The 16,362-nt window shown below is 69.4% G+C and carries 20 protein-coding genes and 4 pseudogenes; 8 read left to right on the top strand and 16 right to left on the bottom strand.

What is annotated here, in order from left to right; translation table 11 throughout:
* Positions 1-96: 96 nt before the first annotated feature.
* Positions 97-798 (top strand): sigma-70 family RNA polymerase sigma factor, encoded by a 702-nt coding sequence (locus tag AB0915_RS04670; RefSeq protein ID WP_366689693.1) that lies wholly within the window; start codon positions 97-99, stop codon positions 796-798.
* A 118-nt stretch (positions 799-916) separates the two neighbouring features.
* Here the strand turns inward: AB0915_RS04670 and AB0915_RS04665 are convergent, their stop codons facing one another.
* From AB0915_RS04665 to AB0915_RS04650, 4 genes are all read right to left on the bottom strand, one after another.
* On the bottom strand, positions 917-1,708 hold the full coding sequence (locus AB0915_RS04665) for an ABC transporter ATP-binding protein (RefSeq protein ID WP_366689692.1): 792 nt from the start codon (positions 1,706-1,708) through the stop codon (positions 917-919).
* On the bottom strand, positions 1,705-2,724 hold the full coding sequence (locus tag AB0915_RS04660) for an iron ABC transporter permease (protein WP_366689737.1): 1,020 nt from the start codon (positions 2,722-2,724) through the stop codon (positions 1,705-1,707). Before AB0915_RS04660 ends, AB0915_RS04665 begins: the two co-directional genes overlap by 4 nt.
* A 59-nt stretch (positions 2,725-2,783) precedes the next feature.
* Positions 2,784-3,863: an ABC transporter substrate-binding protein gene (locus AB0915_RS04655; protein WP_366689691.1), complete on the bottom strand. Its 1,080-nt coding sequence runs from the start codon at positions 3,861-3,863 to the stop codon at positions 2,784-2,786.
* A gap of 128 nt (positions 3,864-3,991) precedes the next feature.
* On the bottom strand, positions 3,992-4,612 hold the full coding sequence (locus AB0915_RS04650) for a copper resistance CopC family protein (protein WP_366689736.1): 621 nt from the start codon (positions 4,610-4,612) through the stop codon (positions 3,992-3,994).
* Positions 4,613-4,751: 139 nt separating this feature from the next.
* Between AB0915_RS04650 and AB0915_RS04645 the strand changes: the two genes are divergently transcribed.
* Complete coding sequence (locus AB0915_RS04645; protein ID WP_366689690.1) at positions 4,752-4,922, top strand: hypothetical protein; 171 nt, start codon at positions 4,752-4,754, stop codon at positions 4,920-4,922.
* Between the two features lie 195 nt (positions 4,923-5,117).
* Here the strand turns inward: AB0915_RS04645 and rpsR are convergent, their stop codons facing one another.
* From rpsR to rpmG, 4 genes are read right to left on the bottom strand one after another with little or no spacing between them, the layout of a single operon-like run.
* On the bottom strand, positions 5,118-5,354 hold the full coding sequence (gene rpsR / locus AB0915_RS04640) for a 30S ribosomal protein S18 (RefSeq protein ID WP_366689689.1): 237 nt from the start codon (positions 5,352-5,354) through the stop codon (positions 5,118-5,120).
* A 38-nt stretch (positions 5,355-5,392) separates the two neighbouring features.
* Positions 5,393-6,544 (bottom strand): GTP-binding protein, encoded by a 1,152-nt coding sequence (locus tag AB0915_RS04635; RefSeq protein WP_366689688.1) that lies wholly within the window; start codon positions 6,542-6,544, stop codon positions 5,393-5,395.
* Positions 6,544-6,789 (bottom strand): type B 50S ribosomal protein L31, encoded by a 246-nt coding sequence (locus tag AB0915_RS04630; protein WP_366689687.1) that lies wholly within the window; start codon positions 6,787-6,789, stop codon positions 6,544-6,546. The genes AB0915_RS04635 and AB0915_RS04630 overlap by 1 nt, the downstream gene beginning before the upstream one ends.
* Before the next feature lie 37 nt (positions 6,790-6,826).
* Entirely contained in the window at positions 6,827-6,991 is a 165-nt protein-coding gene (gene rpmG, locus AB0915_RS04625; RefSeq protein ID WP_099198435.1) for a 50S ribosomal protein L33, read from the bottom strand.
* A gap of 67 nt (positions 6,992-7,058) precedes the next feature.
* Between rpmG and rpmB the strand changes: the two genes are divergently transcribed.
* The 4 genes and pseudogenes from rpmB to AB0915_RS04605 all read left to right on the top strand — a co-directional run.
* Positions 7,059-7,295, top strand: a complete 237-nt coding sequence (gene rpmB / locus AB0915_RS04620; RefSeq protein ID WP_366689686.1) for a 50S ribosomal protein L28 — start codon at positions 7,059-7,061, stop codon at positions 7,293-7,295.
* Positions 7,295-7,600 (top strand): 30S ribosomal protein S14, encoded by a 306-nt coding sequence (gene rpsN, locus AB0915_RS04615; protein WP_366689685.1) that lies wholly within the window; start codon positions 7,295-7,297, stop codon positions 7,598-7,600. Before rpmB ends, rpsN begins: the two co-directional genes overlap by 1 nt.
* A gap of 122 nt (positions 7,601-7,722) precedes the next feature.
* Positions 7,723-7,893, top strand: a complete 171-nt coding sequence (gene rpmF / locus AB0915_RS04610) for a 50S ribosomal protein L32 (RefSeq protein WP_366689684.1) — start codon at positions 7,723-7,725, stop codon at positions 7,891-7,893.
* 88 nt (positions 7,894-7,981) lie between these two features.
* Positions 7,982-8,260, top strand: a pseudogene (locus AB0915_RS04605) (hypothetical protein); the annotation flags it as partial.
* Positions 8,261-8,510: 250 nt separating this feature from the next.
* Here the strand turns inward: AB0915_RS04605 and AB0915_RS04600 are convergent.
* A pseudogene (locus AB0915_RS04600) lies at positions 8,511-8,603 on the bottom strand (transposase); the annotation flags it as partial.
* Between the two features lie 141 nt (positions 8,604-8,744).
* On the opposite strand from AB0915_RS04600, the pseudogene AB0915_RS04595 reads away from it, so the two are divergent.
* A pseudogene (locus AB0915_RS04595) lies at positions 8,745-9,033 on the top strand (GNAT family N-acetyltransferase); the annotation flags it as partial.
* 149 nt (positions 9,034-9,182) lie between these two features.
* Here the strand turns inward: AB0915_RS04595 and AB0915_RS04590 are convergent.
* The 3 genes from AB0915_RS04590 to AB0915_RS04580 form a co-directional block, all read right to left on the bottom strand.
* The gene (locus AB0915_RS04590; RefSeq protein ID WP_366689683.1) at positions 9,183-9,503 is read right to left on the bottom strand and encodes a sulfurtransferase TusA family protein; all 321 of its coding nucleotides are present in this window, start codon (positions 9,501-9,503) and stop codon (positions 9,183-9,185) included.
* Positions 9,504-9,847: 344 nt separating this feature from the next.
* The gene (locus AB0915_RS04585; RefSeq protein ID WP_366689682.1) at positions 9,848-10,396 is read right to left on the bottom strand and encodes a DUF1062 domain-containing protein; all 549 of its coding nucleotides are present in this window, start codon (positions 10,394-10,396) and stop codon (positions 9,848-9,850) included.
* 187 nt (positions 10,397-10,583) lie between these two features.
* Positions 10,584-10,964, bottom strand: a complete 381-nt coding sequence (locus AB0915_RS04580; protein WP_366689681.1) for a metallopeptidase TldD-related protein — start codon at positions 10,962-10,964, stop codon at positions 10,584-10,586.
* Between the two features lie 111 nt (positions 10,965-11,075).
* Between AB0915_RS04580 and AB0915_RS04575 the strand changes: the two genes are divergently transcribed.
* On the top strand, positions 11,076-12,893 hold the full coding sequence (locus AB0915_RS04575; protein WP_366689680.1) for a glycoside hydrolase family 15 protein: 1,818 nt from the start codon (positions 11,076-11,078) through the stop codon (positions 12,891-12,893).
* Between the two features lie 40 nt (positions 12,894-12,933).
* On the opposite strand, the pseudogene AB0915_RS04570 reads toward AB0915_RS04575, so the two are convergent.
* From AB0915_RS04570 to AB0915_RS04555, 4 genes and pseudogenes are all read right to left on the bottom strand, one after another.
* A pseudogene (locus AB0915_RS04570) lies at positions 12,934-13,131 on the bottom strand (SDR family oxidoreductase); the annotation flags it as partial.
* 217 nt (positions 13,132-13,348) lie between these two features.
* Positions 13,349-14,407: a vWA domain-containing protein gene (locus AB0915_RS04565; protein ID WP_366689679.1), complete on the bottom strand. Its 1,059-nt coding sequence runs from the start codon at positions 14,405-14,407 to the stop codon at positions 13,349-13,351.
* 250 nt (positions 14,408-14,657) lie between these two features.
* Complete coding sequence (locus AB0915_RS04560; RefSeq protein WP_366689678.1) at positions 14,658-15,116, bottom strand: alpha/beta hydrolase; 459 nt, start codon at positions 15,114-15,116, stop codon at positions 14,658-14,660.
* Positions 15,117-15,282: 166 nt separating this feature from the next.
* On the bottom strand, positions 15,283-16,233 hold the full coding sequence (locus tag AB0915_RS04555; protein WP_366689677.1) for a helix-turn-helix domain-containing protein: 951 nt from the start codon (positions 16,231-16,233) through the stop codon (positions 15,283-15,285).
* Positions 16,234-16,362 lie beyond the last annotated feature (129 nt).

The following is a 16,362-nucleotide window of genomic DNA, read 5'->3' as shown; positions in this document are numbered from 1 at the left end:
GGGCATCGGCCATGCCCTCCGGCAGGCCGTACCCCGTTCACCGGCGGGCCGCGCGCGGCCCGCCGGAAAACCCTTTGCCCGTAAGGACCTGTGGCAATGACTCCTGCCCTGCCCACTCAGAACCGTCCGGGCGGCCGAAAGCCGTCCCGGCACACCCCTGAATCCGACGCGGAGGCGACCAGGCTGGCCCTCGACGCCCGCGACGGGGACCCTGTCAAGGCCGACCGCTTCGTGCGCGCGCTCCAGTACGACGTGTGGCGGTACGTGGCCTACCTCAGCGCCGACCCCCAGGCTGCCGACGACCTCACCCAGGACGTGTTCCTGCGCGCTCTGGCCGCACTGCACCGCTTCGAGGGCCGTTCCTCGGCCCGGACCTGGCTGCTGACCATCGCCCGCCGCACTGTCGTGGACAGCCTGCGCCACGCCGCCGCCCGCCCCCGGCTCTCGGACCGGGACGACTGGCAGACCGCCGCCGAACAGGCCCAGCCGCTCGGCGTCCCGGGGTTCGAGGACGGCATCGCCCTGGCCGAACTCCTGGCCCTGATCCCCGCCGAACGCCGCAGGGCGTTCGTCCTCACCCAACTCCTCGGCCTGGACTACGCCGAGGCGGCGGCCGCCGTCGGCTGCCCCATCGGCACCGTCCGCTCCCGCGTGGCCCGCGCCCGCCTGAACCTCATCGCCCTCCTGACGGATGACGAACCGACGGCGGCCACACAGGACCCCCCGCCCGCGCCGCAGGGCAACCGGAACATCGGCCCGGCGCCGCGGGAGCGCCTTCTCCTGGCCTCGCCGGCGTGACGCCACGGCACGGCCCCTGACGGCCCGTGCCAGGCCGCTTCGGCACACGCGGGAGGGCGGGCAGGACCGGTGTACACGTCCTGCCCGCCCTCCGCGCTTCCGACGGTGCCCGCTCCCCTCAGGTAGCCACCGGGTCCCCGGCGGGAGTCCGGTGGTCGAAGGCGATCAGCGGATCGCCGGTGAGGGGATGGTCGACCACGGCCGCGCGGACACCGAACACCCTCGCCATCAGCTCGGCCGTGATCACCTCGCGCGGAGATCCGGAGGCGACCACCGTGCCCTCGTACAGCACGTGCAGACGGTCGCATACGGAGGCGGCCGCGTTGAGGTCGTGCAGCGAGACCAGGGTGGTGCGGTGCTGCGCACGCAGCAGGGCGAGCAGTTCCACCTGGTGCCGGACGTCCAGGTGGTTGGTCGGCTCGTCCAGGACCAGCACGTCCGGGTCCTGGGCGAACGCGCGGGCCAGCAGCACCCGCTGGCGCTCCCCGCCGGACAGGGCGGTGAACCGCCGTCCGGCGGCGCCGTCCATGCCGACGTCGGCGAGGGCACGGTCGACGAGGTCACGGTCGGCGGCGTTGTCTCCGGCGAAGGCCCGCTTGTACGGCGTACGCCCCATGGCCACCACCTCGCGTACGGTCAGCTCGAAATCTCCGCCGCGCTCCTGCGGGAGCGCCGCCACATGGCGGGCCGAGCGGGCGGGGGTCAGTTCCTGGATGTCGGTACCGGCCAGCAGCACCCGGCCGGCGGTCGGGCGCAGGTGCCGGTAGACGGTGCGCAGCAGCGTGGACTTGCCACTGCCGTTCGGGCCGACCAGGCCGGTGATCTCGCCCTCGGCTGCGATCAGGTGAGCCCCCGACACGACGGTGCAGCCCGCGTAGGCGACGGTCAGGTTCTCCGTCTCGATCCTCATGCGCCGCTCCGCAGCCGGCGGTCCAGCAGGTAGAGCAGGGCCGGCGCGCCGATCAGCGAGGTGACCACGCCGATGGGCAGCTCCTGGGTGTCCATCGCCGTCCGGCAGACGGTATCCACGACGACCATGAGCAGCGCGCCGAGGAGTGCCGAGAGCGGGAGCAGGCGTCGGTGGTCGCCGCCCGCCACGAGCCGGCAGACGTGCGGCACCATCAGGGCGACGAAGGCGATGGCGCCGGAGACCGCGACCAGCACCCCGGTGAGGACGCTGGTCGCCGTGAACAGCTCCCGCCGCAACCGCGTGACGTCGACGCCGAGCCCGGCCGCGGTCTCGTCGCCCATCAGCAGGGCATTGAGAGCGCGGGCCCGGGCCTGGAGCCACAGCCACGTGCCGGGCACGGCGACGGCGGGCACCGCCAGCAGGGGCCAGTTCGCCCCGCTGAGGCTGCCCATGAGCCAGAACAGCACGCCGTGCGTCTGCTGCTCGTCTCCGGCCTGGAGCACCAGGTAGCTGGTGAAGCCGGACAGGAACTGCCCGATGGCCACCCCGGCCAGCACCAGGCGCAGCGGCGCAAAACCGCCGCCGCGCCGGGCCACCGCCCAGACGAGGGCGAACGTGGCGAGGGCGCCGAGGAAGGCGGCCCCGGACAGGCCGAGCCCGAGCGCGCCTCCGGTACCGGCGCCCAGCACGATCGCGCCGACCGCGCCGAGCGAGGCGCCGCTGGAGACGCCCAGCAGGTACGGATCGGCCAGCGGGTTGCGGACCAGGGCCTGCACGGCGGTCCCGACCAGGCCGAGTCCGGCGCCGACGAGGGCGGCGAGCAGGGCCCGGGGCACCCGCAGCTGCCAGACGATCAGGTCGTCCGTACCGGGCCTCGGCGGTTCACCGGACAGATGGCGGACCACCACGCCCCACACGTCCGTCGGCGGAATGGACGTGGAGCCCCAGGACACCGCGGCCGTCAGGGCCGCCGTCAGCAGTACCGCGAGCCCGAGCGCGAAGGCTCCCGGGAACACGGTGTGTCGTTCGCCGGAGGCGTCCCGGCCGGTGCGGAGTGTCGGCGTCCGCTCCACCTTCACCGCTCCTTGACCTTGTCCGGGTGGACGGTCCTGGCGATCTCCTCCACGGTGGCGGCGTTGTCCACACCGGCAATGGTGGTGTGCTCGGAGCGGATGCGCAGGAAGTTCCCCGCCTGGACGGCCTTCATCCCCTTGGTCGCCGGGTTTCCCTCAAGCCACTTTCGTGCCTCGTCGAACGCCTTGGTGTCGGCTTCCTCGCTGCCCCGGTTACGGATACCGAGCTGGATCCAGTCGGGGTTCCGGGACACGACGTCCTCCCAGCTCACCGGCTTGAAGTCGGCGTCGCAGTCGGCGAACACGTTGCGGGCGCCGGCGAGGGTGATCACCGCGTTGGCCACCTGACGGTTGCACACGGCGATGGGCTGCTTGGTTCCGGCGTCGAAGTCGAAGAAGAAGTACGTGGGCCGAGCGCTGTCCGGAATGGCTCCCAGCGCCTTGGCCACCCCGTCCGTCTTCTCCTTCATCCCGGCGACGAGTTCCTTGGCCTTCCCCGTCGTGCCGGTGACGGCCCCGAGGGAAAGGATGTCCTGCTCGACGGCGGACAGGTCCGCGGCCGGGGCCTTGCTCATCGACGCGCACGCCGTGGACTTGAGGTGGATGTGCCTGATCCCGGCCGCTTTGAACTCCTCCTCGGTCGGGGCGTCGCCCATCCCGCCCATGTTCCCCATGGCGGCGAAGGAGTCGACATACAGGTCGGCGCCGGATCCCAGGAGCTTCTCCTTCGGGATCACGCTGCGGCCGAGCACCGGAACGTTCTGGGCCTGGGTGTCCAACTCGCCCGGCAGGGCGCCCTTTCCGGGCGGGAAGCCGGTGTCGATCACCTTGTCGCCCGCGCCCAGGCGGAGCAGCAGCTCCAGGCTGGAGGCATTGCTGGTGACGATCTTCGCCGGGGCAGCGTCGAAGACGGTCGCCGCACCCGTGCAGTCGTTGACGGCCACCGGGTAGCCGCCCTCCACGTGCCCCTCGGCTCCGTCGGCGGTCGGGGCCACGGTGCCGGAGCCCGGTCCGCCGCCGCAGCCGGCCAGGAGCATTCCGACCGCCGCGACGACCGCGCCGTATCTCACACGAGTCCTCATCACGCTCTTCCCATCCACTCGTCCAGGAGCCGGCCGGTTCACCGTCACCCGGTGAACCAGTCGCAGAGGACGGTGCGCGAGTTCCCGCCGTCCACAACTGCCACCACCCATGCGGCGCGTGACGCACATCAGGTTTCCGAGCTGCCGTCGCCACCGGAGGCCGAACGGCCGTCAGCACCCAAACAGCGCTGGCGGAGGTGACCAAGGGCCTCTCGGCGTGGTGGTCGGGGAGCGGCGGATCGGCGGACCCCGACGGCCAGGAGTGCCATCGTGGCGGCCACCAGCGCACCCGCTGCTACCCACCAGGGCCGGTCTCCGGCATCGGGCGAACCCGTAGATGTCACCGATCGTGCGGGCGGGGACGAAGCCCGTGCCGCGGGTGCGGACTGCGCCGTCCGCACGGGCGAGGACTGAGCGGCCGTGGTCTTGTCGGTGTTGGTGAAGGTGTATCGGCCCTGGAGCGGCGCTCCGTCGGCTGCGACGGTTCGCCAGGTCACCTGGATCCTGCCCCTCGGCAGGGGGCTGACCTTCTGCCGTACGTCGCCATGCACCACCGTCGGGGCACCGTCGCTGTAGGACGTCCCATCGGGGCCGGCCACCACGACCGTCGTGTACCCCTGCCTCACCGGGCTGTCAAAGCTCAGCGTGACCGTGGCAGGCGTTTTGGCCACCACGGAGTCGGTGGCCGGGCTGGAACCGAGCAGTTGCGCATGCGCCCACGCCGGCGGCGAGGACAAGACAAGGCACATGGTGGCCGGCAGCAGTGCCGTGAGGACCGGCATGGCGGCCGGACGGGAGAGGAATCGTCGCTTCACATACCAGTACGTCGGCTCCGGCCTCCGGGAAGTTCCCCGGAATTCGTCGTGCACGCCCAGGAACTTCCCGTCGATGCGGTCCGACTACTGCTGTGACATCGGCGAACAGTTCCTGCCCATCCAGCGCAATCTCGCCGCCTCCGACCTCCTCAACCAGTGGACCACCCCGATCGGCTCCGCCGTCTTCGCCGTACCACCCGGCTGCGCACCCGGCGGCTGGATCGGCGAGCCCCTGCTGGGGTAGCTCAGGGTACGAGGCAGCGCCCCGCGCCGAGCCAACGCTCCTGGCGACAGACCCGCGCAATAGTCGTGTCCGGGGTTGGGGTGCCTCGTTGCGGGCGAACCCGCAACGCTCACCATGTGCGATGTGCCGCACCCTCAGGCCGGTCGTGGCGAATTCCCGCCCTCCCGGTCGGCCAGGAGTTGCCGTCCCGTTCGGTCAGCGGCTGGCGTACGGCAGCAGGGCCATGTCGCGGGCGTTCTTGACGGCCGCGGCAAGGGCCCGCTGCTGCTGGGCCGTCACTCGGGTGACGCGGCGACTGCGGATCTTTCCGCGGTCGGAGATGAACTTCCGGAGCAGGTCGGTGTCCTTGTAGTCGATGGAGGTGATCCCGGCCGCGTCGAGCGGGCTGGGTCGGGACTTGACGGGCTTGCGGGGGTCGAGGCGTCGGGCCATGCGGCTTCTCCTTGCGTGATCGTTTGGGTTGTGGGCGGTCAGGCCGCGTCGAGGAGCGAGTCGAAGGCCGCGGGCAGTCGCTTCCAGGCTTCGCGCCCCGACCCGTACTCCGCGTCCGTCAGCAGGCAGGAGTCGAGGAGTCGTTCCAGCCCGTCCCGGTCGAGACCGGGCGACGTGAAGACGAGGTGCTGGCAGCAGTCGCCGTGGTCGGGGTGCCAGTCGAGTGCGGCGGCTGCCCGGCGCATGGGCGGGACCATCTCCCAGGCCGCGTCCGGCAGCGACGCCAGCCACGGACCGGCGTTCTCCACGCACAGTGCTCCGCCGGCCGCGTCCCACGCGAGCAGCGTGTCGGGGCGGTCGGCGAGCCAGAACCGGCCGCGGCTACGGGCGGCGGCGCAGCACAGGTCCTCGAGTGCCTGATAAAGGCGTTCGGGGTGGAACGGTCGTCGGCGATGCCAGACCAACGTGGTGACGCCGGCCTCGTCCGCGTCCTGGGGCAGGAGCGCACACGCGGGGTGCTGGGCGGCCGCGGCGGCCTCGACATCGAAGCCGGCGAACGCGGCCCGGGCGAGTTCGACGGAATCGGCCCGTACTCGCCGTGCGGTGGGGTGCAGTTGGGCGAGGAGGGCGTGGTCTTCGTCGTCGGCGTCGTCGCTGTCGACGACAGCGAGGACGGGCGCGTATTCCAGCTGGCGGGCCCAGGTATCCCCGATGGTGCGCCGGTCGGTGGGGGCCGCTGCGAGGCCGGCTTCGGCGAGGTCGTCGCCGTTGGCCAGGTAGGGCAGGACGAGCGCGGGATCTACGGCGGTGATCACGCTCGTGAGGGTCAGACGGTCTCCGCCGTGACCGGCGATGACCTCCGCCATGGCCTTGGGTTCGACGGAGTCCCACAGCTCGACGACGGCGAGGCGGGTCAGGCCGCTGTCCGCCATCCGTTCCAGTTCCGGGACGAGGTCCTCGCGCAGTGCGCAGCACGCGCAGTCGTTGACCAACGGTGTCTCACCGCGGGAGACGGAGCCGGAGGCGTCGCGGACGACGCGGAGCACGGTGCCGGCCGACGCTCCGGCCAGGTCGTGGTGCAGCGCCACGCTCCCCGGCACGGTCCGCAGGAGACGTTCGACGACCTCCTTGCGGGCGTCGGCGTGCAGCCCGGCGACGATCACGACGGGAGTCTGGTGCTCGTGCTTCATCAACGGGCTCCGTAGCGGCGCTCGAAGCGTTCGACACGGCCGGCGGTGTCGAGAACGCGCGCGGTGCCCGTGTAGAAGGGGTGGCTCGCGGAGGAGATCTCCACGTCGACGACCGGGTAGGTGTTGCTGTCCTCCCATTCGACGGTCTTGTCGCTGGTCATCGTGGAGCGGGTGAGGAAAGCGGTGCCGGAGGCGGAGTCACGGAAGACGACGGGCCCGTAGGCGGGGTGGATTCCAGGCTTCATGGCAGGGACCTTTCGGGGAGCGGTCGGGCGGGCGGGGTCAGCGTTCTTCGCGGAAGTCGACGTGCCGGCCGACGACGGGGTCGTACTTGCGCAGCACCAGCCGGTCCGGGTCGTTGCGCCGGTTCTTGCGCGTCACATAGGTGAACCCGGTTCCCGCGGTGGAGCGGAGCTTGATGACCGGGCGGATCTCGTTGCGTGCCATGAGGCTAGTATATGGCAATGGTTTTCATTACCGATACACAGGCTCATCGAGAGAGGTAACGCCACCCATGTCCGCTCACTGCCAACTGACCGGCGCCAAGCCGGGATTCGGCAACGCCATCTCCCACTCGCACCGGCGCACGTCGCGCCGCTTCGATCCGAACATCCAGCGCAAGCGCTACTGGCTGCCCAGCGAGGGGCGGCACGTCCGCCTGACACTGAGCGCCAAAGCGATCAAGACGGTGGACGCCATCGGCATCGAGGCCGCCGTGGCCAGGATCCACGCACGAGGAGGGAAGGCCTGATGGCAAAGAAGAGCAAGATCGCGCAGAACGAGAAGCGCAAGGCGATCGCCGAGCGGTACGCGGCCCGCCGGGCGGAGCTCAAGGCGACCATCCGCCACCCGTCCTCCACCCCGGCCGAACGGGACGCCGCCCTCGCGGAGCTGCGCCGCCAGCCGCGCGACGCCAGCGCCACCCGAGTGCGCAACCGCGACAGCGTGGATGGCCGCCCCCGCGGCTACCTGCGCAAGTTCGGACTCTCCCGGGTGCGCGCACGGCAGCAGGCGCATGCGGGATTCCTGCCCGGAGTGACCAAGTCGTCCTGGTAGCGCAGACGTCGACCCCATAGCGGATCCGACCGGGCGCCGCCGCCGGCGGCGCCCGGTCTTTTTGATAATGGAATCCGTTTTCAGATAGCGAGCTCGCAGTCAGCACCACCGAGGAGTTCCCGATGGCCGTTCCCAAGCGGAAGATGTCCCGCAGCAACACCCGTCACCGCCGCGCTCAGTGGGGGGCGACCACCCCCCAGCTCGTACCGGTCACCGTCAACGGCTCCGTCCACCAGGTCCCCCAGCGGCTGGTGAAGGCGTATGAGCGCGGCCTCATCCGCCCCGAGGGCTGAACCCGCGACGCAACACGACCGCCTGCCGGTGACCGTTCTGTCCGGTTTCCTGGGTGCGGGAACAACCACCCTGCGTCAAACGAGCGTCGCGAGTTGGCGCCAGCATGTGCAGTCGGCCGCGTACGCGGTGACCTGCGTGGCGATGCTTGTCCTGCAGCAGCTGGCGGCGGCGCCCGGTGCGCTGCTCGAGCAGGTCGTCTACCTGTCCGCCTCCGCACTCGCTGGTGTCGCGCGGTTCGCGGTGCTGCGCCTGGTCGTCTTCGCGCGGAACCGCTCGCAGGCCGCGGCCACCGTCCGCCCCGCGCACGCGACCGTGGCCCACGCCTCGACCCCGGCCGACCCAAGGGTGCTCTGCTACGCCGCCTGACCGTTCCACCGGCCGGCGTACCGCGCGGGCCGGAGGGCGGAAAACGCCCCATAAGCCATGGGTTTGCAACTCCCGGAGGCGGCTGGCCGCCGAGGGCGGGCAGTCGCTGGACCTCAACGGCGCCTGCACCGCGGGAACCGTCGCCCATACCTTCGGCACCAAGGCCGGCGGCACCTACGTGGTGCAGTTCACGATGGCCGGCAAGACAGCCGCCGAAGATCCCGTCACATGTGCCGTCCGTTGATCGCCCATACCGCTCGTACACGGTCTTCCAGGGCCCGAAATGCACAGGCAGATCCCGCCACGGCACCCCGGTCCGCTCATGGAACAGGATCCCGTTGACCACCCTGACTGGCCCAACGCTCGGCCCACTGGCCCGACTTGGGCAGAAACGGCTTCAGCCTGGCCACTCCGCATGCGTCAGGTCTCCCCGCCCCATGACCATGCCAATGACGCGAACCGTGTGACCGGCGTCATGCCGGCCGTCGGCACCTACCTCGGTGTCCGGGTCAACGGCACCTTGGTGGCGATGGCGGGGGGCGCCTGCGACCTCCGGGCTGGACCGAGATCAGCGCCGTCTGTACCGCTCCCGCCGCACGCGGGCGAGGCCACGCCGCCCGACTGGTCAGTGTGCTCGCCGCACGCATCGTGGCGCGCGGCGAACGTCCCTTCCTGCATGTGGCCGAGACGAACACGGGCGCGATCGCGCTGTACGAGCGCCGCGGCTTCAAGACCCGCAAGCGGTGACCTTCCGAGGCTTCCACACGCCCTGACGGTCCACGGCTTCGCAGCCCGCCCAGTATCGCCCGCCGCCGGTGTCACCAGGCTGCGCCGCCCGTCTCGCCTGCGGCGCCAGGCCGCCCAGTGCGCCTTGGATCTGCCGCGTGAGACGACGGGACCGCTGCCGACGGGGCACGACCCCTCACTGGTCCTGAGGCTTCTCCGAGTTGTTCCGGAGTGGGTGCCAGGGCGCGTCCGAGCGGACGGGGCGGGCGTCGGCGGTGAGCTTCAGGGCGTACACCGGCCGCTCACCGGGGACGGAGCCGAGGTAGGTGTGGCCTGTCATGTGGCACCAGGCGGGGAGGTCGAGCGGCGCGGCGGGGTCGGTGGCGACGACGTGGACGACGGTACCCGGCGGTTCGCCGTCGATCTGCTTGCGCAGGCGGAGCAGGAGGGTGACGCAGAGCAGGCCGGTACCGTCGACGGTCAGGTCGGCCTGAGGCCGCGGGGGCGGATGTTCCATCAGCTGTTCGCCGTCGGTGCGGTGCCGGGGCAAGGTGCCGGGGCCTCGGAATCCAGGCCGCGGGAAGTGAGGGGAGGTCCAGGGGTGGCGTCACTCATGGGGCGAAGGCTACGACCGCGTCCAGCTCGCCGACGTGCGGGGGTCGGGCCGACAGGGGGTGGTGCGTGCCGTGTCGACGGAAACGCGCCGACAGCGTTCCGGTGACGGAGGCCGGTGCTGTCACTTCACGCGACGGTCGCTCGGGCAGAGGCCGTGGACCACGGAGTCTTCGGGTATCCCGGCGGCGCGACCGACGGGCCCGTCCGGCGGATCTTGCCGGACAGGCCCCTGGTCCCGAGGAGGGCTCAGCGCTTGAGCGTGAAGGTGAAGTCGCCAGAGAGCTTGCCACTCAGCCGGACTGCCGAAACGAGTTTCCCCTCCGTGATCAGTCTCTCGACCTCGGCCCGCGAAAGACCGCAACCTTCAGCGATCAGTCGCACCGGCCGGACAGGAATCCGCGCCGCAAAGCGGACCGAGACATCGATCACCTCGCGGTCCAGGTGATCCGATGCGCCGGTGTCGAGGCGCCAGGCGTTGTCCCAGTCGAGGGCGATGCGATTACGGCGCCGCACGACCGGATCCTGGAGCAGCTCAGCTGTCAGGCCGAGGTCGTTGTCATGCAGCCGGTTCAGAAGCTCAGGTCGTACGGAACGCACATTCACCCGCTCCAGGACCGTGAGCTTTGCAGTTTCCCCGCAAGCGGTACAGAGCACGAGGAGCCAGGCGTCGATGAGCTTGTGGTTTGCGTTGACGCGAAATTTACCGCTGGCCCGGAAGCGCTCGGACGCGCACGTGTGGCAACGGCGGAGAACAAGCGGCAGGCAGGTGGGCGCGACCACCCAGTTGGTGAGCACAGAAGTACACCGGTTTCAGTGAGAAGTCCGCAGCAAAAAGCAGCGCGGCGCAACAAGCGCGACGCGCGACGAATCAGCACTCGGGAGGTCTCACAGGGTGTACAACGGAATGTCCTTGACTAGACGACTTGGATCAGCAGCACGGTAATGGCGCACAGCGGCGCTGCTCCACTGGTTTTCGAGCGCCTCACCGCCAGGTTCTGTCCGGCGGGTCATGGACGAAGCCAGCGCCCGAACTCCGGCTCTCGGCAAGCTCATGCACCCGGCTCGCATGGCCGATCCATTCGAGGCCACGCCCGCACGCCGACCGCTCGTGGCGTCGTGCAGACGCGCGACCGCGGTCGATGAGGAGGTTTCGACGCGTCGCCAGACCCTCAGCGTCGAAGCGTGCGGCGCCGAAGCCCACCGGATCCGTGGGGTCGTCCATCAGAGTCACACTCCGCGCAGCGATGAGCCTGCTGCCTGCATCGGGGGAGCCGGCGCTTTCAGATCGCACACGGCCGGCCGGGCGAGGCAGCCGCTGAACCACTGACCGCAGACGCTCACCTCCTGACCGCAGCCGTCGCATCTCCTCGCCCCTCGTGCCACATCCCGTGGCAGCCTCGTCGCACAGGGCGGACAGTGGAAACAGGGGCACCGCGGACAGTGGAACCAGGGGCGTCAGCGAAGCGAGATGATCATGGACCGTTACCCGCCCATTGCCGACCACGGCCTCGTCGGCGACTTGCAGACCGCTGCCCTGGTGTCGTCCCAGGGGGTCATCGACTGGTTCGCGGCTCCCCGGTTCGACTCGCCCAGTGTCTTCGCTGCCCTGCTCGACCACGACCGCGGCGGCTACTTCCTGTTCGCGCCGGAAAGCCGGAACACCACCTGCAAGCAGCTCTACTACCCCGACACCGCAGTCCTGGTTACGCGGTTCATGTCGCCTGATGGGGTCGGCGAGGTCTTCGACTGCATGCCGCCGGATCGCACCGGCACCCCAACTGACAGGCACGTGCTGATGCGCGGTGTGCGGGCGGTGCGCGGAACGGTGCACTTCACATTGGAGTGCCGTCCGCGCTTCGACTACGGCCGGGCCACCCATCGTCTCGACGTGCAGGACGGTAACGCCACTTTCCGGGCACCGAACGTCACCGCCCATCTGCAAAGCACCTTCCCCCTGCAACAGGACGGCACGGACGTGCGGGGAGCGGTGACCTTGAGGGTGGGTGAGGTGGCCGCGGCGGTATTCACCGTCGGCGGACCCGATGACGACCCCCCGCCGCCGGTCACCCCGGACCGGGCGATGGAGGGGTTCTGGGACGTGGTGGAATTCTGGCAGCGCTGGGTGCGCTCCTCCCGGTACCGCGGCCGGTGGCCGGGTGTGGTGCATCGCTCGGCCATCACGCTCAAGCTGCTCATCTACGCGCCCACAGGTGCTCCCGTCGCCGCCGCCACCATGGGCCTGCCCGAGCAGATCGGGGGTGAACGCAACTGGGACTACCGCTACACCTGGGTCCGCGATGCCTCCCTGTCCGTGCGCGCCCTGCTCGACCTGGGGTTCGCCGAGGAGGCGGCGCAGTTCACACGCTGGCTGAGCGACCGCCTCCAGGCCCGGGAGGGCGCCGATGGCGAGCCGCTGCAGATCATGTACCGCGTCGACGGGGACCCCGAGCTGCCAGAAGAGGTTCTCTCGCACTTCGAGGGCTATCGGGGTTCGTTTCCGGTGCGGGCGGGGAACGCGGCGGCCGATCAGCTGCAGCTGGACATCTATGGGGAGGCGCTCTACGCCTTGTCGGAGGGGCGTGAGATCGCGGCGAGAGGCAGCTACCACGGCTGGAAGAATCTCGCGCGGACGCTGGACTGGCTGGCCGATTCCTGGGATCGCCCCGACGAGGGCATCTGGGAGACCCGCGGTGGGCGCCAGGACTTCACCTTCAGCCGGGTGATGGCGTGGGTGGCCTTCGACCGGGGGCTGCGCCTGGCGAGAAAGCACAGCCGCCCGGCCGACGCTCCTCGTTGGACCGCGGCTCGCGACACGATCCTCGAACAGGTGATGGAGCAGGGCTGGAACGAGAAGGAGCAGGCCCTCGTCCAGCACTACGGAAGCGATGTCCTCGACGCTTCGCTGCTGCTCATTCCGCGCGTCGGGTTCCTGGCGCCCAAGACGGTGAGCTGGCTGTCGACCTTGGACGCGATGGAGCGCACGCTGGTATCGGACAGCCTCGTCTACCGCTACGACCCTGCGGCCTCCCCGGACGGTCTGCAGGGCTCCGAAGGCACCTTCAGCCTCTGCACCTTCCTCTATGTGGACGCTCTTGCTCGTGCCGGACGGATTCGTCCGGCACGCTATGCCTTCGAGAAGATGCAGACCTACGCCAACCACGTCGGCCTGTTCGCCGAGGAGATCGGCCCCAGTGGCGAGCAGTTGGGCAACTTCCCGCAGGCTTTCACGCATCTGTCGCTGATCATGGCCGCCACCACCCTGGACGACGCCCTCGACCAGCAGCGTGACTGAGAACCGCCGTCCCGGCTGTCGCCCGAGGTCGCGTGGCGGTTCAGCCGCCGGTGGCGAACCCAGGAAAGAGGGTCATACCGACATCCACGTAGAGGGTGGTGCCCACCACGTAGTCCATGAGGTCCGAGGCGAGCCCGACGACCGCGTGGGCGATGTTCTCCGGATCACCGACGCGCCCGTAAGGAATCAGCTCCAGCAAATCCTTCTCGGCATCGGGAGTTTCCCAGGCGCCGCGATTGGCTGATGTACGACCCGAACGCGGACGACGCCCCACGCGACCAAGTGCTGCGCGCCGCGGCGGCCTGCCCGGTCCAAGCGATTCTGGTCGAGCAATTGGAGGGACGGGACACACCGGCGGAGGCGTCGCCGTCATGACCAGCGCCGGCAATCTGCAAGCGTTCAAGCGCGATGGCCGCATCGTGGCTGTCGGGGCGTCTTCACACTTTTCTTGGATTTCAGAGCATGATGAGCAGACGTGTCTGCGGCTTGAGCTTTCTATTCACCGAACGACTCTGCACGTACACCTCCAACTTGGGATTGTTCCCCGCCTTCACGGAGACGGTCCCCTGGATACCCGTACCGAACAGAAGGCTGCGTGCCGCGTCGCCCGTATAGGCGCGATCGGTGTCCTTCTCGACCACGATGACTTCCTTGTTGGGCTGAACCTGAGCCCGGGTGCCCAGCTGGTAGTAACACGAACCGCGTTCGTACGTCACGCCCGGATGCGAATTGACGAAGGGTCGAATCTCGATCTCCTTGTCGACCTTGAGGAGTCGATACTTGTCGGCCGGAATCGGTTCGAGGTTCGCCCGCACCTCGTCAACCGATATGTCCTGGCCGACGGCGAACAGGTTCTTCGTGCCACGCACGCCCTGCTCGCGGCCCCGGAGGAAGCTGGTGGCGGCAGCACGCACGGTGCCGATCGCCTCCTCGACACCCTCCTGGGAATCCGCATCCCAGATGGCGATGTTCCCGGCCGGGAAACCGTAATTCTGGGCGGTGCGCTTCGCCAGGGAGTTCGGGACGAGGATCGCGGACGTCCAGTGGCCCGGAAGTCCGCCCATCTTCGCCGCGATCTTGTCGAGCCAGGGGCCGAGGATGGCCATGTCGCCGTCGTGCCGCCTGTCGCCACCGGAGGCGTTCTCCTCGCCGTCCGTCACCACGATCTGGAGGAAGCTGTGCTCGCCGTATTCCTCCCAGATATGGCCCAGGTCGTCCAGGGACTTCAGAGAAGCCTCGATAAGGGCCGTAGCGCCATTGTTGACCTTGTACAGGCCCCGCATGGACGGCAGATGCTTCACGTCCATGTCCCAGACCAGGTTCTCCACCTTGTGGTCGAAGGAGTAGAGGCTGATCCGGGTCTCATGGCCGAGGCTGTCCGACTCGGCCTTCAGGCCCGCTACGAACTCGTCCACGACACGGATGAGTTGACTCTGGTGCTGACGCATGGAACCCGAACAGTCCACTACCAGCGCGACGTGATTCACCTTGTGCTGGATCTTGTTGGCGGACACGTTTCTGCTCCTTCTCCGAGGCTCCCCGAGTAATGCTTGAACTCTATGGGCAGGCACTGACAACGGCGTTTGACGCACGATCACCTGCCTGCGCCCGGCGACGTGCTCGGCCCCCAGGAGACGCCTGCCGACGGGGCCGGATCAGCGTGGTGCGGCCCACGTCATGAAGTTCGATGGTCCGCGTTCATTCCGCCTCTTCAGGGCGGAACTGGTTCCCACGACGTGGAGCCGACCGTCCTCGTGCTCGCCCTCAGCGGGTGACGGTGGCGAGCGCTGCGGCGTACTGCTCGTCGGTCACCGGTTCCAGCCAGGTGGTGCCGTCACCGTCGGCGTCGCCGTCGAGGAGCGGGTAGGTCCACTCCTTCAGGCTGCCCGTCAGCGGGGACTCGGGGAAGCTCCCTTGGAGCTGGCCGAGGCTCTCGCCCTCAAGGGGCACGTAGGCGGCCACGTATACGAGCCCCACGACGTTCTCCGCGGCGCCGGCCACGGTGATCAGCGCACCGCCGTACGAGTGGCCGACGAGTACGGTAGGACCGTCGACCTGGGCCAGGACGGAGGCGAGGTAGGCGGCGTCCGACGTCAGGCCCCGCAGCGGGTTCGACGGAGCGATCACCGGAATACCGCTGCTCCGCAGTTCCGCGATGACGCCTATCCAGCCTGTCGCGTCGGCGAAGGCACCGTGCACGAGGACGACGGTGGGGTTGGTCATGCAAGTTCTCTTCTCGGTGTCGGGCCACGTGGGGGCGTCGTCACGACGGCCAGGGCGCGGCCCGGAATTCGGCAAGAGGTCCGTGCGACGGCTCACGGTAGGGCCGTGGAAGCGGCACCTCTTGTACGTGCGCGCATCCGCGCTGACACGATGGCGCACAGGCGTCTCAGCGCCTTCGCTCGTCCTGGGCGCCGGCAGTCGTCGTCGCCAGGGCCGAGGTCGCCAGCGCCTGCCATTCGCTGGGGCTCATGCCGTAGGCCCCGCGGAACGTGCGGCTGAAGTGCGAGGGACTGCTGAAGCCCCAGCGGTGTGCCACCGCGGTCATGGTGATCCTCCGGCTGGAGCGGCCCAGTTCGAGCCGGCAGAGCTCGAGCCTGCGCCGCCGCACCCACTGGCTCACCGTGCTGCCGTCGTTCTGGAAGAGCTTTTGCAGGTACCGGACGGAGATGTGGTGGGCGCGTGCGATCGACTCCGGTGAGAGGTCCGGATCCATCAAATGCTCTTCGATGTAGCCGTGGATACGGGACAGCATCGCGTTGACGGCCCCGGACGCGTCGGCGGCCTCGTCCGTCGTGTCCGCTTCGAGGAGCTCCATGACCAGGACGGAGAGGAGGTGCACGGCCGTCCGGGCACGCCGGTCCCCGATCGTGGACCGGCGGAACTCCGCCTTGGCGGCGAGCGCGGTCAGGAAGTCGGACGCCAGCGCCCCGATCCCCTCCCGGCCGCGCACGGGTACGCCGAGCACCTGGTCCAGTTCCGACTCCGTGACGCCCAGATAGCACCGGGGCACCCGGAAGAAGATCATCTGGCAGTCCTCGCCGAACCGCAGCAGGTGCCGTCGGGCAGGGTCGCAGAAGACCAGGTCGTTCGGCTCCAACGGAGTCTTGGCACGCTCGTGGACGACGGTGACGGGCCCACGGACATGGACGCCGAGATAGACGTGGTTCCGGTCGTTCGTCTCCGGGATCTCGGAAAGCATCTGGACCAGCCACCCCGAGCGGGAGGAGGGCGAGGGGCCGTCAACGGCGACGGACCGGCCGAGCCGCTCGGCGAGCTCGTCGACGAGTGCCTGGAGCTCGGGGCTGCCGGGACGGGCTCGCTGGAGCCTTACGGTCATGCGCTGTTCCTCTCTCGATCAACTGCTCCCGCGGACTTCTGCATTCCGCGGTTCTTGATCAGTCTGAGGAAACGACGACCTCGGCACATCGCATGAATCGTCCATTGCCACGATACCCACGTGGGATAC

The organism is Streptomyces sp. NPDC048411 (assembly GCF_040704695.1).
Classification (GTDB): domain Bacteria; phylum Actinomycetota; class Actinomycetes; order Streptomycetales; family Streptomycetaceae; genus Streptomyces.
The sequence above is the reverse complement of the archived record's forward strand: the minus strand, read 5'-3'. Positions and strand labels throughout refer to the sequence as shown.

What these genes read in the sequence shown, in the direction of transcription:
- AB0915_RS04590 (WP_366689683.1), bottom strand. Translation starts at nt 9,503, where the DNA reads ATGGAACATCCGCCCCCGCGGCCTCAGGCCGACCTGACCGTCGACGGT.
- rpmF (WP_366689684.1), top strand. Translation starts at nt 7,723, where the DNA reads ATGGCCGTTCCCAAGCGGAAGATGTCCCGCAGCAACACCCGTCACCGC.
- rpmB (WP_366689686.1), top strand. Translation starts at nt 7,059, where the DNA reads ATGTCCGCTCACTGCCAACTGACCGGCGCCAAGCCGGGATTCGGCAAC.
- AB0915_RS04630 (WP_366689687.1), bottom strand. Translation starts at nt 6,789, where the DNA reads ATGAAGCCTGGAATCCACCCCGCCTACGGGCCCGTCGTCTTCCGTGAC.
- rpsN (WP_366689685.1), top strand. Translation starts at nt 7,295, where the DNA reads ATGGCAAAGAAGAGCAAGATCGCGCAGAACGAGAAGCGCAAGGCGATC.
- AB0915_RS04555 (WP_366689677.1), bottom strand. Translation starts at nt 16,233, where the DNA reads ATGACCGTAAGGCTCCAGCGAGCCCGTCCCGGCAGCCCCGAGCTCCAG.
- rpmG (WP_099198435.1), bottom strand. Translation starts at nt 6,991, where the DNA reads ATGGCACGCAACGAGATCCGCCCGGTCATCAAGCTCCGCTCCACCGCG.
- AB0915_RS04655 (WP_366689691.1), bottom strand. Translation starts at nt 3,863, where the DNA reads ATGAGGACTCGTGTGAGATACGGCGCGGTCGTCGCGGCGGTCGGAATG.
- AB0915_RS04575 (WP_366689680.1), top strand. Translation starts at nt 11,076, where the DNA reads ATGGACCGTTACCCGCCCATTGCCGACCACGGCCTCGTCGGCGACTTG.
- AB0915_RS04635 (WP_366689688.1), bottom strand. Translation starts at nt 6,544, where the DNA reads ATGAAGCACGAGCACCAGACTCCCGTCGTGATCGTCGCCGGGCTGCAC.
- AB0915_RS04650 (WP_366689736.1), bottom strand. Translation starts at nt 4,612, where the DNA reads ATGTGCCTTGTCTTGTCCTCGCCGCCGGCGTGGGCGCATGCGCAACTG.
- AB0915_RS04580 (WP_366689681.1), bottom strand. Translation starts at nt 10,964, where the DNA reads ATGCGACGGCTGCGGTCAGGAGGTGAGCGTCTGCGGTCAGTGGTTCAG.
- AB0915_RS04670 (WP_366689693.1), top strand. Translation starts at nt 97, where the DNA reads ATGACTCCTGCCCTGCCCACTCAGAACCGTCCGGGCGGCCGAAAGCCG.
- rpsR (WP_366689689.1), bottom strand. Translation starts at nt 5,354, where the DNA reads ATGGCCCGACGCCTCGACCCCCGCAAGCCCGTCAAGTCCCGACCCAGC.
- AB0915_RS04560 (WP_366689678.1), bottom strand. Translation starts at nt 15,116, where the DNA reads ATGACCAACCCCACCGTCGTCCTCGTGCACGGTGCCTTCGCCGACGCG.
- AB0915_RS04665 (WP_366689692.1), bottom strand. Translation starts at nt 1,708, where the DNA reads ATGAGGATCGAGACGGAGAACCTGACCGTCGCCTACGCGGGCTGCACC.
- AB0915_RS04645 (WP_366689690.1), top strand. Translation starts at nt 4,752, where the DNA reads ATGCGGTCCGACTACTGCTGTGACATCGGCGAACAGTTCCTGCCCATC.